The sequence below is a fragment of the Photobacterium halotolerans DSM 18316 genome (assembly GCF_000425165.1).
Classification (GTDB): Bacteria; Pseudomonadota; Gammaproteobacteria; order Enterobacterales; family Vibrionaceae; genus Photobacterium; species Photobacterium halotolerans.
The window spans coordinates 110,579-125,022 of sequence record NZ_KE384320.1 but is presented as its reverse complement, the minus strand read 5'-3'; the positions used below and the strand labels follow the sequence as shown (position 1 = coordinate 125,022).

Below are 14,444 nucleotides of genomic sequence, written 5' to 3'. Positions count from 1 at the left end.
TGTTGGCGTTGAGGCCATTTTTGCGCTGTTTTGAGTGAAATTTCAACAACAAATCATCACATTTGCGGCCTTTTTCGTTTGCGTTATACTCGCCGGTAACAACAAACAGGAAAACACCATGACCACATTGATCACGCTCTCTGATGACTGGGCAGGTATGCCGCCGGCCTTTATTGAAGGCGCTTTACTCGCTGCAAATGCTAACCCTGCTGCAATGGAGCCGGATAACTGGCTGCCCGCGCTGGTCGGCGGCCTGACAGAAGATGAGCCAGTGACCATCAGCCAGCAAGACAGGGCCAGCATACTGGCCCATTTTGAGCACCAATATCTGGCTGTTAAATCGGGCGAATACAGCCTTCCTGTGGATCTGCAGTGGCAGGAAGCGCAGGGGGTAACAGAAGCCATGGGGCATTTTGCCGAAGGCTTTCTGGCTGTTTGGCCGCATGTGGCAGTGCACTGGGAAAACAAAACCATTTCCGATGGCACCGGCAGAATGCTGTCAGCCTTGTTGACGACCTGTATGCTGATTCTTGATGAGGCCGGTACGCTGTCTCAAATGGCTGATGACGGCATCGGCAGTATGCCAGAGCCCAGTGCATTGTATGCCAATTTGCCTTTTATGATTTCAGAGGTGGTGATGGCTGCTGATGAGCTGCAGCAAGGTGGCAGCTCAGCGCAGTCGATCAACCCATATAAAGGGGTGGGCCGCAATGACCCTTGTCCGTGCGGCAGCGGGAAAAAGTTTAAGCAGTGTTGCGGCCGAAACCAGTGACACAAACACAGGAGGTATAGCGCCTCCTGTGTTGTCAGTATCGGCTTGAGGTGGATTTAACAAACTGAGATAGCACGATAACGGCCCAGACAATCAGGTTAGCCGCGAAAATGATGACCAGCCATTGCGGCATGGATTGTCCCAGAAATTGCCATACCACTTTACTGCAATCGCCGTACGCTTCAAACAACCACGGTGCCCATTGATTCAGTGGTGCCCAGGCCGGCAGTTTGACAAACAGATCGCAGGTGGCAAATGGGGAAGGGTTAAACTGATAGCCGACATGTTCTTGTGCCAGAGACAGACCACGCCAGGCGCTGTATCCCCATAACGCCAGACCGGACCAGCGAATAACACTGACGTCAGGGGCGATCAGGCCAACCAGAGCCGCAATACCAATCCCAAACATCGCAATGCGCTCATAGATACACATGACACAGGGCGCCAGATTCATCGCGTGCTGGAAAAACAGGGCGCAGCCTTCGAAGAAGACGGCGAAAAGTAACAACAGTAGCCACGACAGACGGCGTTGGCTGAAGGTTTTTAACATCTGCATGTAATTCTCTCGGTCAGATACAGCGAAGGGGTTGTAAACGCAAAAGTCGACAACCCCTTGTTACTCAGTGCTTTGCTTTAGCTATGACAACCTAGAGAACCAGAAATTCCCGTTAGTGTCCAGTTACCGGAGCCAATTGTGGAATGGCTTCGCTGGCGGCGGACAACCAACCGTTTTGATAGAACCACTCCGTCATAGGGATCAGCGTCAGCTCAATACCCGCGAGGCCAATCAGCGACAAGACCAGTGTATATGGCAGTGCCATATAGACCATGCGCCCGTAGGACAGTCGGATCAGCGGTGCCAATGCCGATGTCAGTGCAAACAGGAAAGCGGCCTGACCGTTTGGCGTCGCGACCGATGGCAGGTTGGTGCCTGTATTGATGGCCACGGCCAGCATGTCGAACCGTTCGCGGTCAATCATGCCGTCGATCAGCGCTGATTTCACTTCATTGATATAGACGGTACCGACAAAAACGTTATCCGACACCATGGATAACAGCCCGTTGGCAATGTAGAACATGCCCATTTGCGCACTGCCATCCATTTCCAGTACGGAGGTAATAATAGGGCTGAACAGTTTTTGTTCAATGATCACTGCCACGACTGAGAAGAAAACCGCCAGCAGAGCAGTAAATGGCAGAGCTTCTTCAAAGGCTTTACCCAGAGAGTGCTCTTCAATGATACCGGTAAACGCGGTAGCCAGGATGATCACGGTCAGACCAATCAGGCCGACAGCAGCCAAATGCAGGGCCAGACCGGCAATCAGCCAGACGGCTATGATGACTTGGACCCAGAGTTTAGCGATATCCAGATTGGTACGACGCTTACGCTCTTCGTTATCGTAGTCGATCAAAATGTTGCGTACGTTTTCAGGAAGCTTGGCGCCGTAGCCGCACAAACCAAACTTTTCGACCAGAGCACAAGTGATAAGGCCACAGAAGAAAACCGGTACGGTTACAGGTGCCATGCGCAGGAAGAATTCGCCAAACTGCCAGCCCGCCTGATTGGCAATGATCAGGTTTTGCGGTTCGCCGACCATGGTCATAACACCACCCAGAGCGGTACCCACACCCGCATGCATCAGCAGACTGCGCAGAAAGGCCCGGTAGTTTTCCAGATCGTCGCGGCTCAGTTCTTGAATAGCATGATCGGAAGTGTGGTCGTGAGACGCGTGTGGCTCCTGACCGGAGGCGACTTTATGGTAGATGCTGTAGAAACCTGTGGTCACACTGATCACAACGGCAATCACAGTCAGGGCGTCCAAAAATGCCGACAGGAAGGCTGCCATGATACAAAAAGACAGTGACAGCAGAATTTTTGAGCGGATGCCTATCAGTATCTTGGTGAAAATGAACAGCAGCAGCTGCTTCATGAAGTAAATGCCCGCGACCATAAAGATCAGCAGCAGCAAGACTTCAATATTGGCAACCAGCTCATGTTTGACCAGTTCAGGCGTCGTCATGCCGATGGCGACAGCCTCAATGGCCAGCAGACCACCAGGCTGGAGCGGATAGCATTTCAGTGCCATTGCCAGAGTGAAGATAAACTCAACAACCAGTAGCCAGCCAGCGACAAAAGGGTCGATGAAGAAAAAAATGATGGGGTTGATCACCAAGAAGGCAATGATCGTGAGTTTATACCAGTCGGGCGCTTTACCCAGAAAGTTCTTAATAAACGCGTTCCCTAGCGTGATAGCCATTTTTTTGATCTCTGTGTTATTTATGGGCGTCACCAAAACAACAGGCGTACCTCAGCCTTGACTCAGAATGTGTCGAGTCATTGAAAGTCCTGAGATTTTGATGACAAATTGCTTCCTTTCCGGGGAATTGTCATTGCTGACTCCCCTTTATTTACGGGTCGCAATTTTAACCGATTGTATGAATTGTTTGTTAAGGTGTTAATATTTCGTAACACAAAAATAGAGCGTAAACCCAAGACGTGGACTACGACTTAGGGATTGTAACAGAAATAGTTAAAAATATATCTGCCAGAACAATAAGTTGGGATGAGGGTTTGATTGCAGGATATTACACCTTTGTTAACTTACTTCAAAACTCCCGGAGGCAACGTTTCTACTCAGCCATAACTAGTGGTATGATGAGTTTATAAAAGATAAGCAAGAAGCAAGTTTGGAATACTAACTGATGGTTATAAAGGCTGATAGCCCAGCAACATTTGCTGAGAAATACATCATTGAGAGTATCTGGAATAATCATTTTCCGCAGGGCTCAATTTTACCTGCAGAGCGTGAATTATCAGAGCTGATTGGTGTGACACGTACAACTTTACGGGAAGTGCTGCAGCGTTTGGCACGTGATGGATGGCTGACCATTCAGCACGGTAAGCCGACCCGGGTAAATAATTATATGGATACTTCAGGACTGAGCATCCTGGATACCCTTATTACACTGGATGGCCAGGATGTGCAGCGCGTACTGGAAGATCTGCTGGCTGCCCGTACCGATATCAGCACCGTTTATATGCGTTATGCGGTGAAATCTAACAGCGAAAAAGTCAGCCAGTTGCTGGATTATGTTATCCATTCCTGTGAGTCTCTCCTGGCTGCGAGCAGCTTTGAGTCTTTCGTGGAAAGCTGTGAGGCAAAGCCTGAGCTGCTACTGGAAGTCAGAAAAATTGTGGATAAATACGGTAAGGAACAGCCGGAGCTGTGCGAGCAGATTTGCCGTGCCCGTGCCTTCAATTATTTTGATTACCGCATGTTTCAGGGGATGGCTACCCACTCAGGTAACATTCTGTATGTACTGACAATTAACGGTTTACGTAAGATTTACACCCGAGTGGGTGGATATTACTTCATGAACCGTGAAGCGTGTGAGCTGGCGTTGGCATATTATCGCGATCTGAAGTCGTACTGTGATAATCACCAGTCTGAGCTGGTAGCAGATCGTATTCGAAAATACGGTCGTGACAGTGGAGCTATCTGGTACAGTCATCGTATCGAAATTGCACGTTATCTGCATGAGGAAGAGCAGTAATCGGCTGTTTACCTCAATGTGAATGAAAAAGAGAGGCGTAACGCCTCTCTTTTTTTGCGCAAGATTTTAATTCAGAGCTCTGAAGAGTAACTGCTGCTTCTGTTAGGGCAGGTTGACAAAATATGGCTTCTGCCGTCACTGAGCTCTTCTTCGAGAATGACATCAAACCCCCACAAACGGTGAAGGTGTTTCAGCACTTCGTTATAGCTGTCTGACAAAGGTATCCGGTTATGCGGCACGTACCTCAGCGTGAGCGACCTGTCGCCGCGCAATGCCACGTTCCATACCTGCAAGTTCGGTTCGTTGTTGCTCAGATTGTACTGTGACGACAGTTTTTCCCGAATGGCTCGATATCCTTCTTCATTATGAATAGCATTGACTTCCACATAGTTGTTTCTGTCATCGTCATCTACGGCAAAGAATTTAAAATCACGGATCAGTTTGGGCGATAAAAACTGGCTGATGAAACTTTCGTCTTTAAAGTTCTCCATCGCAAAATGCACAGTATCCAGCCAGTCTTTGCCGGCAAAATCAGGAAACCAGTATTTATCTTCCTCGGTGGGATTTTCACAGATCCGGCGTATGTCCTGGAACATGGCAAACCCGAGGGCATAAGGGTTGATGCCGCTGTAGTACGGACTGTTGTAGGTTGGCTGTGCAACCACATTGGTGTGGCTGTGCAAAAACTCAAGCATAAAGCGATCAGTCACCAGCCCTTCATCGTACAGATGGTTCAGAATGGTATAGTGCCAGAACGTTGCCCAGCCTTCATTCATGACCTGGGTCTGTTTCTGCGGATAAAAATACTGACTGATCTTGCGCACAATCCGCACAATTTCTCTCTGCCAGGGCTCCAGGAGCGGGGCATGTTTTTCAATGAAGTACAGAATGTTCTCCTGAGGATCAGCAGGAAAACGGATTTCTTCGTCATGCAGGTCTTTTTCCGCTTGTGCCGGAATCGTGCGCCACAGAGCATTCACTTGCGTTTGCAGATAGTCTTCCCGTGCTTTCTGACGGGCAGTTTCTTCAACCAGCGAGATTTTTTGCGGGCGCTTGTAGCGATCGACGCCGTAGTTCATCAGCGCATGGCAGGAGTCGAGCAGTTTTTCGACTTCCACATCACCGTACTTTTCCTCACATTCAGAGATATATTTCTTAGCAAACAGCAGGTAATCAATAATTGAGCTGGCATCCGTCCAGGTTTTGAACAGGTAATTGCCTTTAAAAAATGAATTATGGCCATAGCTGGCATGGGCCATAACCAGGGCCTGCATGGTAATCGTGTTTTCTTCCATCAGGTAGGCGATACAGGGATCTGAGTTGATCACTATTTCATACGCCAGTCCCATTTGACCATGCTTGTAACCACGCTCTGTTTCAATAAAGCGCTTTCCGAATGACCAGTGATTGTAGTTAATCGGCATGCCGATGCTGGAATAGGCATCCATCATCTGTTCGGCAGTAATGATCTCAATTTGGTTAGGGTAGGCGTCTAACCGGTAATGGTTGGCCACCCGCTTGATTTCCATGTGGTATTGATCAAGCAGTTCAAATGTCCAGTCTGGACCATCACTGAGTGCCTTTTGTTTGATCTCTGTTTCCATAACCCACTCCCCTGATGCGCGTCGGCCAATAATCAGCGCTGTCCCTTAAGTGTAGATTGCAGATGGGCGAGTTTTTAAGTCGCCCTGCGCTTTAGGATTAATGGACTTGTTTTTTGAACAGTTCTCGGAATACCGGGAAGATGTCTTCAACGCTGCGAATGTTCTGCATAGCAAAATTATCATGGTTACCCAACAGGGACTCATATTCACGCCACAGCGTCTGGTGAGCCCGACGGGTGATTTCAATGTATGAGTAATAACGTGAGACCGGCAGAATATGCTTGTTGAGCAATTCTCGGCAGCCGGGGGAGTCATCCGCCCAGTTGTCGCCATCTGAAGCCTGTGCGGCATAGATGTTCCATTCTGAAGGGGCGTACCGCTTCTTAATGATTTCATCCATCAGCCGCAATGCGCTGGAGACTATGGTGCCCCCGGTTTCCTGGGAATAGAAAAACTCGTGTTCGTCCACTTCTTTGGCTTGTGTATGGTGGCGGATAAAGACCACCTCCACATTTTTGTAGGTGCGTGTCAGGAACAGGTAAAGCAGGATATAAAAGCGTTTCGCCATATCCTTGGTCGCCTGATCCATGGAACCTGATACGTCCATCAGGCAAAACATCACTGCCTGACTACTGGGCATTGGACGGCGTTCGTAGTTTTTGTATCTCAGGTCAAAGGTATCGATAAATGGCACTTTGCTGATGCGATCGCGCAGTGTCTGAATTTCTTCTTTCACTCGTTGTTCATCAAACGGTTGTGCCGGCTCTGTGTTTTGTAATCTGTCAAGTTCTAGCTCCAGCTCACGCAATTGGCGACGTTTTGCTGCCGTCATAGCGGTACGACGGGCGAGTGAATTCTGCAGGGACCTGACAATAGCGATGTTGGCCGGTACCCCGGTGGATTTAAAGCCTGAGCGGAAGGTTTTCCACTCAACCAGTTTGTTGAACTGATTTTTCTTCAGATTCGGGAGTTCAAGATCTTCAAACAACAGATCCAGATACTCGTCTTTGGAGATTTGAAAGACAAAGTCATCTTGCCCCTCACCATCAGGGCTGGCCTGGCCTTCACCGGCACCGCCGGAACCGGCTCCCCCCTGGGGCCGCTCAATGCGGTCACCAGGGCTGAACTGATCGTTACCAGGATGGACGATTTCTCGTTGCCCACCTCGTCCCTGATGGAACGAGGGCTCACGTATGTCGCGGGAAGGGATAGTAATACTTTCTCCGCTTTCCACGTCAGTGATGGAGCGTTTATTGACGGCATCAGCAATAGAATCTTTGATCTGTTGCTTGTGCCGGCGTAAAAAACGCTGCCGATTCACTGTGCTCTTATTTTTGCCGTTGAGCCTGCGGTCGATAAAGTGCGCCATAAGCTCTCCCCCTTGATCATCATCCATCAATTACGATGATTTACGTACGCGTAGATACCATTCGGACAACAGACGTACTTGCTTGCGGGTATAGCCTTTTTCCATCATACGGGCGACAAAATCGTCGTGCTTCTTCTGCTCCTCCGTAGAGGTTTTGGCATTGAACGAGATAACCGGCAGCAACTCTTCGGTATTGGAGAACATTTTCTTCTCAATAACCGTGCGCAGTTTCTCGTAGCTGGTCCAGTTCGGATTTTTCCCGGCATTGCTGGCACGTGCACGCAATACAAAGTTGACGATCTCGTTACGGAAGTCTTTCGGATTACTGATACCGGCAGGCTTCTCGATTTTCTCAAGCTCGTTGTTCAATGCAGCGCGGTCGAACAGTTGACCTGTCTCCGGATCGCGATATTCCTGATCCTGAATCCAGAAGTCCGCATAACTGACATATCGGTCGAAAATGTTCTGGCCGTACTCAGAATAGGATTCCAGATACGCAGTCTGAATTTCCTTGCCGATGAATTCGACATATTTGGGAATCAGATAGCCTTTCAGGTGTTCCAGGTATTTTTCGGCATTTTCCTGCGGGAACTGTTCACGTTCGATCTGTTGCTCCAGAACATAGAACAGGTGAACCGGGTTCGCGGCAACTTCAGAGTGGTCGAAGTTGAACACCCGGGACAGGATTTTGAACGCGAAGCGGGTCGACAGACCTGACATACCTTCATCCACACCGGCGTAATCGCGGTATTCCTGATAAGACTTGGCTTTTGGATCCGTGTCTTTGAGGGTTTCACCGTCATACACCCGCATTTTTGAGTACATGCTTGAGTTTTCCGGCTCTTTCAGGCGCGACAGCACCGAGAAGCGAGCCAGGATATCCAGCGTACTCGGAGAACATGGTGAATTAGCCAGCTCACTGTTCATCAGCAGTTTTTCGTAAATCTTGATTTCTTCCGACACACGCAGGCAGTAAGGCACTTTGACTATGTAAACACGGTCGAGAAACGCCTCGTTATTTTTGTTGTTTCGGAATGTCTGCCATTCTGATTCGTTGGAGTGAGCCAGAATAATGCCATCGAAAGGCAGGGCGGACAGACCTTCTGTACCGTTATAGTTGCCTTCCTGGGTTGCAGTCAGCAGTGGGTGCAGCACTTTCAGCGGTGCTTTGAACATCTCCACGAATTCCATCATCCCCTGATTGGCTTTACACAGCGCACCGGAGTAGCTGTAAGCATCCGGGTCGTCCTGGGCATAATGCTCAAGCTGACGGATATCCACTTTACCCACCAGGGAGGAAATATCCTGGTTGTTCTCATCACCAGGCTCTGTTTTTGCGATACCCACCTGATGCAGAATGGATGGACGCACTTTTACCACTTTGAATTTGGTGATATCACCACCGAACTCTTTCAAGCGTTTCGCTGCCCATGGCGACATGATGTTATTCAGATAGCGATGAGGGATGCCAAATTCTTTATTCAGAATTTCGCCGTCTTCAAGCGGGTCGAACAGGCAGAATGGGTGATCATTTACCGGACTGCGTTCACCGTTAGCAGTCAGCACATAAATGGGCACTTTTTGCATCAGACTTTTTAGTTTTTCAGCCAGTGAGGATTTACCGCCACCTACCGGACCCAGCAGATAGAGGATTTGTTTACGTTCTTCCAGACCCTGAGCGGCATGTTTCAGGTAAGAAACAATCTGTTCAATGGCCTCTTCCATACCATAGAAGTCTTCAAACGTTGGATAGCGCGAGATGACACGGTTGGAAAAGATCCGGCTCAGACGCGGGTCTTTTGCGGTATCTACCATTTCCGGTTCACCAATGGCCATCAGAAGACGTTCTGCGGCGTTTACGTAAGCACTGCGATCGTTACGGCAAATCTCAAGGAATTCTTGCAATGAAAGCTCTTCATCCTTGGCTTCCTCATAGCGATGACGATAGTGGTCAAAAATACTCATGGTATGCCCCCTGAATCGTTCTTCAATCATTTAGAAAGGACGAAATCAATAATCTTTCACATCCCTCATAACTAAGACTAGACCTAACTAATTAATTTGCTTTAGTGAGTGGTTGGTTTTGCTGAAAAATTTAGCTGACACATCAGACAGTGGTGGGCAAAAAACAACCTATCCATAGAGGTACTATCCTCCTATCAACAGGGATCTGCAAGCCATCTTGTTCAAAAAAGCGCCACTTTAACAGGGCCGGGATCCCGTCTGAAGCCGCATTATTTCAGGGGAGTGAGTTGAAGCGGGCAAACGGTAGGAACTGGTGTGAAATCTGGTGCCGGCTGTGCCGGTTGGCGTTAAATGATGCCGGTAGTGAGAAAGTCAGCTGAAGATGGTTTTTTAGGGGGAAGCACCGAATACAGCCAGCTATCTGTCATGTCTCAGCATTGGGAACCAGGCTCAGAGGCGAAGCATGTCATCAGGCGCGCTGCTTATTTTTTGAGCGAAATCAACAGCTCTGATTTAAGCTAGAAAAGTGTAGCTTGAGGGGGAGGAGATACATGCCGATTTCACGGGTTGATACTGTGTCGATTCCTGTATCGGATCAAAGCCAGGCACTTTTGTTTTACCGGGATGCACTGGGATTTGAGCTGATCAGGGATCATAAAGCAGATAGCCATAAACGCTGGATACAGCTGGCACCTAAGGGCGCAGAGACGACCATTAGTCTGGTAATGCCATTTGGGGGAATGCGGGCAGGTTCTGTTCAGGGGCTGGTGGTGCATACTGACGATATTACCTCGACATATGATGAGCTCACCAACCGGGGTGTCAGTCTGTCAGAGATTGTGACCTTAATGGGAGGGCGCTTCGCGACTTTCAATGATCCGGATGGTAACGGCTGGGTGCTGATTGAAGCGGACATTACCATGCAGGCCTGAGATCTGAGGTTGAAGTCAGCGGACAAATCAGGCTCAGGTCTTCCTGAGCCTGGCAGTTACTCGGCGCAGATTTCAGTACTGAGATGGTGCGATTGCCCGGGTTTCAGCACGATACCCTGACCCGCCAAAGCCGATTCCACACACAGCATAGTGGTGTAGCCATCCGGTGTCATATCAGCCATGCCTGCCGCACCTGACTGCCATGGGTTCCAGACCACGGCGCTGTCTTGGCCATGGTTATGCATGCGCAGACGGCGAAACAGTGCCGGATCTTCCAGATAAATCGTGTTTTCAGCCCGGCTGTAAATCCTGTCTACGGCGTCATCAAACTGTAAAGCACCATTGGTCGGAAGCCGTTGCTGGTCGGCCAGACCGTCGAGGTATTCATTACCCAGCCCGGACAACTTCGCTTGCATGATGTCTCCGACGGCCAGGTAGGTATGAAGCGCGCCGGACATACGCCAGGGGCGCTGGTCGGTGTTGGTGCTGGTCAGCTGGACTTTGAGGGTTTTATCGAACTCAAAGTGGAGCCGGTTGTGGAAGCGGTAGGGCCATATAGCCCGGGACTTGGGAGAGTCATGCAGGGTGAGCGTGACAGTGACATGGCTTTTCTGATCGTTGAAACTCTCCAGTTCCCACACACTGGAACGCGCAAAACCGTGCGATGGACTGGCCACCTTACCGAACCATGGCCAGCAGACTGGAATGCCGCCACGAATCGCCGACTGGCCTGAGAAGTCGGCGGCTTCACTCATCCAGATCAGATCTTTGTGTCCCCGAGGCTGGAAACTTAAGAGGTGACCGCCAAATAATGAGATGGCTGCCTGGCATTCAGGGTGAAGAATTCGGATGATATCCACACCATCAAGACGGCACAGGCTGATATGTTCTGAAAGCACTGTTGAAGTCGGAAGTTGACGTAAGTCCATAGTGATTCCTTTAAAAGCCAATGAGGGATCGGGCTGCACTTCTGCCCGCCAAGACTCTATCCGGGATAACAGATAGCAAAAAGGCGGCTATCAGCCGCCTTTTCAGTCATCGTCTAAGGATTACTTAGAGATGTGAGCAACCAGATCCAGTACTTTATTAGAGTAACCGATCTCGTTGTCGTACCAGGAAACAACCTTAACGAAAGTATCGGTCAGAGCGATACCTGCGTCAGCGTCGAATACAGAAGTACGTACTTCACCGATGAAGTCCTGAGAAACAACGGCGTCTTCAGTGTAACCCAGTACGCCAGACATCTCAGCTTCAGAAGCACGCTTCATTTCAGCTTTGATTTCTTCGTAAGTAGCAGGTTTTTCCAGGTTAACAGTCAGGTCAACAACAGAAACGTCTGCAGTTGGAACGCGGAATGCCATACCAGTCAGTTTGCCGTTCAGCTCAGGAATAACTTTACCTACAGCTTTAGCAGCACCAGTTGAAGATGGGATGATGTTCTGAGAAGCACCACGGCCACCGCGCCAGTCTTTTGCAGAAGGACCGTCAACCGTTTTCTGAGTAGCAGTTGTTGCGTGAACAGTCGTCATCAGACCGTCTTTGATGCCCCACTTGTCGTTCAGAACCTTAGCGATAGGTGCCAGACAGTTAGTAGTACAAGACGCGTTAGAAACGATTTCCTGACCCTGGTAAGTTTCGTGGTTCACACCCATTACGAACATAGGCGTGTCGTCTTTAGACGGACCAGTCAGAACCACTTTCTTTGCACCCGCTTCGATGTGCTTACGTGCAGTCTCGTCAGTCAGGAAGATACCCGTTGCTTCTGCAACAACATCAACACCGATTGCACCCCAGTTCAGACTTGCTGGATCGCGTTCAGCGGTAACACGTACAGTCTTGCCGTTAACGATCAGGTTACCGTCTTTAACTTCAACTGTGCCTTTGAAACGGCCGTGAGTTGAATCGTACTTCAGCATGTAAGCCATGTACTCGACGTCGATCAGGTCGTTGATACCGACAACTTCAATATCATCGCGTTCTACAGAAGCACGGAAAACGAAACGACCGATGCGGCCAAAACCGTTAATACCTACTTTGATAGTCATTATGTTGCTCCACAACTTAATTTCTAATGAAAGATAACTGGTAGTAAAATTACATAATCTAACGCTGGTCTGCAAGCAAAAACAGACCTCAAATTGTCTTTAATCAAAAAAGTTTCGGATTTTTATTACAATCCTGGCTGAAAGATGAATAGTTCACCTATAAATGCTGGCAAAGTAATCAATGATGTAGCTCAGTTTTAATTCAGTACCCGAAATACAGGGGAATATGCTTAAATGCACTGATTAGATGTAAAAACCTTTCGAGCAAAAGTATGTGCCATATATGCAAAAATTGGCAAATTTTAAGTAGTACGGGTTTGGAAAACTGTGTTTACAGGCAGGTAAATGGCTTTTAAAACAAATTCTTATTGGAAAGAACTGTTATCAGATGAACAATATTATGTCTGTCGGGAAGGTGGCACAGAAGCGCCTTTTTCAGGCACGTTATTGCATAATAAGAAAACAGGAATATATCACTGCACTTGCTGTCAAATTGCCTTATTTCATTCTGAGCAAAAATACGATTCGGGATGTGGCTGGCCGAGTTTTGCGGCGCCTGTTAATTCTGATTCAATTCGCTATTTAAGCGATACCAGTCACGGGATGAAGCGAACGGAAATTCGCTGTGCTGAATGTGACAGCCATTTAGGGCATGTGTTTGATGACGGGCCGGTTTCTACCGGGCAGCGATACTGCGTCAATTCGGTCTCACTGCAATTTAGTGAAGTGGAGTAATGCGACAGTGCTGCCCGTGATGGCGTTGTCAGGACGATGGCTGAGCGGGCTGCTGACTTGGCAGTGCGCTCAGATTTTTTTCTACATAGACACGGTTAAAGTGGCCGGCACTGATACTCTGGATGATGCTGTCTGCCAAAGAGTCCAGGTGAGTTTTATCCTGCGGCGGCATTGGATAGAGGCGCGATAAGGTCTCTGAATTGGTGACGGGCAGTCCCATCAGGCTACCCACTCTTGACCATAAATAGGCTTCGGTTTTGTTGTTGTCCTGGTGAGCCTGCGTCGCCAGGGTCAGAATAATGTCTGGTTTCACTTGGGCCTTGCCATGATAAAGCTCCAGAGCTCTTAACAGAAGCTGGCGAGTTTTGGCTTTATCAACACCAGTATAAAAAGAGGCCAGTGCCAGCTGTAATTCAGGTGTCTGAAGCTGGCCTGTTCCCTCTAATTTCAGAAAATCTTCCTTAGCCTGGTGCTCACCCTGGCTCCAGCGGTCATAAATGACTGCGGGTTCTTGGGAGTCAGCCAGCTCTTCAGTCAGCTGTTCTATGACCTCATAACTGTGAATAAGCGCAGTCGCCCGCACCGATTTACGTTCTTTATAGCGGGTCGGCTCAATTTCAGCGGCATACTCCAGGCAATACTGGTAGCTGCGTGTGAACTCAAGGGTATGCAGTTTTTCAATGTCGGTCGGCGTTTTCAGCTGTTTATAGCGCTGCCAGATGAGATCTGTGCGCTGGATACGGCACTGGCCGTCATTGTTATTCAGTCCTTCACATAGCTCGGGATGTGCCGAGCACAGACTGTCTGTTGTTTTAAACTCACCCTGGCAGGCTGGCAGCAATGCGACAGCAGATAAAAAAAACAAAATGTTGCGCGTTTTTTTGCCAGAAGAAGTCATGTGCGGTGCGTTACTCATGGATTGGTTCACTACAGTCAAGAATACCCTAATACCTATCGGCAGAAACTGACCTGAGAGAAAGAATAATGTGACATTGCTGCAGTGTGATCACGAAAACAAAAGAAAACTAAAACCAAGGTGCTACTTGACTGGCAAACTCAGGTCATTATCGTAGCCTACCATTGCAAGTGGCCTGAAAGAATCGGGCATGAAGAGGAGTAGATGGGATGGATGTACAACAGATTCTGGCTGCCATGACCCCAGAGGTGTATCAAAAGTTACTGGCGGCGGCAGAAACGGGTAAATGGGCTGATGGCACCCCATTAACTGACGCTCAGAAAGAGTCCACCATGCAGGCCGTTATGCTGTATCAGTCTCGTCATAATACTGAGGCTGAGCATATGACAGTGGCAGCCGGCGGTGAGATACGCTTTAAGTCGAAATCTGAGCTTAAGCGTGATTTTGCCATAGAAGACAGCGAAGCTCCTGTGGCAGATATTGCCCGCTTCTCTTTGCAGCAAAACTGATCCCTGTGACCCTGTCAATGCGGGTGTGCTCATCTGCGGATA

General features: G+C 48.8%; 13 protein-coding genes. 5 read left to right on the top strand and 8 right to left on the bottom strand.

The window, feature by feature from the left end; genetic code table 11:
• Window positions 1-118: 118 nt before the first annotated feature.
• Entirely contained in the window at window positions 119-772 is a 654-nt protein-coding gene (locus tag H511_RS0113815) for a YecA family protein (protein ID WP_027252834.1), read from the top strand.
• Window positions 773-806: 34 nt separating this feature from the next.
• Here H511_RS0113815 and dsbB read toward each other — a convergent pair whose 3' ends face one another.
• Complete coding sequence (gene dsbB / locus H511_RS0113810) at window positions 807-1,328, bottom strand: disulfide bond formation protein DsbB (RefSeq protein WP_027252833.1); 522 nt, start codon at window positions 1,326-1,328, stop codon at window positions 807-809.
• A gap of 112 nt (window positions 1,329-1,440) precedes the next feature.
• Window positions 1,441-3,030, bottom strand: a complete 1,590-nt coding sequence (gene nhaB / locus H511_RS0113805; RefSeq protein WP_027252832.1) for a Na(+)/H(+) antiporter NhaB — start codon at window positions 3,028-3,030, stop codon at window positions 1,441-1,443.
• Between the two features lie 445 nt (window positions 3,031-3,475).
• Between nhaB and fadR the strand changes: the two genes are divergently transcribed.
• Window positions 3,476-4,327: a fatty acid metabolism transcriptional regulator FadR gene (fadR, locus tag H511_RS0113800; RefSeq protein ID WP_027252831.1), complete on the top strand. Its 852-nt coding sequence runs from the start codon at window positions 3,476-3,478 to the stop codon at window positions 4,325-4,327.
• Between the two features lie 71 nt (window positions 4,328-4,398).
• Here fadR and H511_RS0113795 read toward each other — a convergent pair whose 3' ends face one another.
• The 3 genes from H511_RS0113795 to H511_RS0113785 all read right to left on the bottom strand — a co-directional run bounded on the left by H511_RS0113795 (window position 4,399) and on the right by H511_RS0113785 (window position 9,265).
• A complete protein-coding gene (locus tag H511_RS0113795) occupies window positions 4,399-5,931 on the bottom strand; it encodes a SpoVR family protein (RefSeq protein ID WP_027252830.1) in 1,533 nt (510 codons plus the stop codon).
• A gap of 97 nt (window positions 5,932-6,028) precedes the next feature.
• Complete coding sequence (locus tag H511_RS0113790; RefSeq protein ID WP_027252829.1) at window positions 6,029-7,300, bottom strand: YeaH/YhbH family protein; 1,272 nt, start codon at window positions 7,298-7,300, stop codon at window positions 6,029-6,031.
• A gap of 30 nt (window positions 7,301-7,330) precedes the next feature.
• Window positions 7,331-9,265, bottom strand: a complete 1,935-nt coding sequence (locus tag H511_RS0113785; RefSeq protein ID WP_027252828.1) for a PrkA family serine protein kinase — start codon at window positions 9,263-9,265, stop codon at window positions 7,331-7,333.
• 551 nt (window positions 9,266-9,816) lie between these two features.
• Between H511_RS0113785 and H511_RS0113780 the strand changes: the two genes are divergently transcribed.
• Entirely contained in the window at window positions 9,817-10,197 is a 381-nt protein-coding gene (locus H511_RS0113780; protein WP_027252827.1) for a VOC family protein, read from the top strand.
• Window positions 10,198-10,253: 56 nt separating this feature from the next.
• Here the strand turns inward: H511_RS0113780 and H511_RS0113775 are convergent, their stop codons facing one another.
• Together H511_RS0113775 and gap are read right to left on the bottom strand one after the other, a co-directional pair.
• The gene (locus tag H511_RS0113775) at window positions 10,254-11,126 is read right to left on the bottom strand and encodes a D-hexose-6-phosphate mutarotase (RefSeq protein WP_027252826.1); all 873 of its coding nucleotides are present in this window, start codon (window positions 11,124-11,126) and stop codon (window positions 10,254-10,256) included.
• A 120-nt stretch (window positions 11,127-11,246) separates the two neighbouring features.
• On the bottom strand, window positions 11,247-12,242 hold the full coding sequence (gene gap, locus H511_RS0113770) for a type I glyceraldehyde-3-phosphate dehydrogenase (protein ID WP_027252825.1): 996 nt from the start codon (window positions 12,240-12,242) through the stop codon (window positions 11,247-11,249).
• Between the two features lie 345 nt (window positions 12,243-12,587).
• Between gap and msrB the strand changes: the two genes are divergently transcribed.
• A complete protein-coding gene (gene msrB / locus H511_RS0113765; protein ID WP_027252824.1) occupies window positions 12,588-12,977 on the top strand; it encodes a peptide-methionine (R)-S-oxide reductase MsrB in 390 nt (129 codons plus the stop codon).
• A gap of 28 nt (window positions 12,978-13,005) precedes the next feature.
• Here the strand turns inward: msrB and H511_RS23425 are convergent, their stop codons facing one another.
• A complete protein-coding gene (locus H511_RS23425; protein WP_237582927.1) occupies window positions 13,006-13,893 on the bottom strand; it encodes a DUF2989 domain-containing protein in 888 nt (295 codons plus the stop codon).
• 209 nt (window positions 13,894-14,102) lie between these two features.
• Here H511_RS23425 and H511_RS0113755 point away from each other — a divergent pair, with 209 nt between their 5' ends.
• Window positions 14,103-14,402: a YeaC family protein gene (locus H511_RS0113755; RefSeq protein WP_027252823.1), complete on the top strand. Its 300-nt coding sequence runs from the start codon at window positions 14,103-14,105 to the stop codon at window positions 14,400-14,402.
• The last annotated feature ends 42 nt before the right edge of the window (window positions 14,403-14,444 follow it).

Coding starts and splice junctions, on each gene's coding strand:
- nhaB (WP_027252832.1), bottom strand. CDS start 3,030: ATGGCTATCACGCTAGGGAACGCGTTTATTAAGAACTTTCTGGGTAAA.
- H511_RS0113815 (WP_027252834.1), top strand. CDS start 119: ATGACCACATTGATCACGCTCTCTGATGACTGGGCAGGTATGCCGCCG.
- fadR (WP_027252831.1), top strand. CDS start 3,476: ATGGTTATAAAGGCTGATAGCCCAGCAACATTTGCTGAGAAATACATC.
- H511_RS0113775 (WP_027252826.1), bottom strand. CDS start 11,126: ATGGACTTACGTCAACTTCCGACTTCAACAGTGCTTTCAGAACATATC.
- H511_RS0113780 (WP_027252827.1), top strand. CDS start 9,817: ATGCCGATTTCACGGGTTGATACTGTGTCGATTCCTGTATCGGATCAA.
- H511_RS0113785 (WP_027252828.1), bottom strand. CDS start 9,265: ATGAGTATTTTTGACCACTATCGTCATCGCTATGAGGAAGCCAAGGAT.
- H511_RS0113795 (WP_027252830.1), bottom strand. CDS start 5,931: ATGGAAACAGAGATCAAACAAAAGGCACTCAGTGATGGTCCAGACTGG.
- H511_RS0113790 (WP_027252829.1), bottom strand. CDS start 7,300: ATGGCGCACTTTATCGACCGCAGGCTCAACGGCAAAAATAAGAGCACA.
- gap (WP_027252825.1), bottom strand. CDS start 12,242: ATGACTATCAAAGTAGGTATTAACGGTTTTGGCCGCATCGGTCGTTTC.
- dsbB (WP_027252833.1), bottom strand. CDS start 1,328: ATGCAGATGTTAAAAACCTTCAGCCAACGCCGTCTGTCGTGGCTACTG.
- H511_RS0113755 (WP_027252823.1), top strand. CDS start 14,103: ATGGATGTACAACAGATTCTGGCTGCCATGACCCCAGAGGTGTATCAA.
- H511_RS23425 (WP_237582927.1), bottom strand. CDS start 13,893: ATGAGTAACGCACCGCACATGACTTCTTCTGGCAAAAAAACGCGCAAC.
- msrB (WP_027252824.1), top strand. CDS start 12,588: ATGGCTTTTAAAACAAATTCTTATTGGAAAGAACTGTTATCAGATGAA.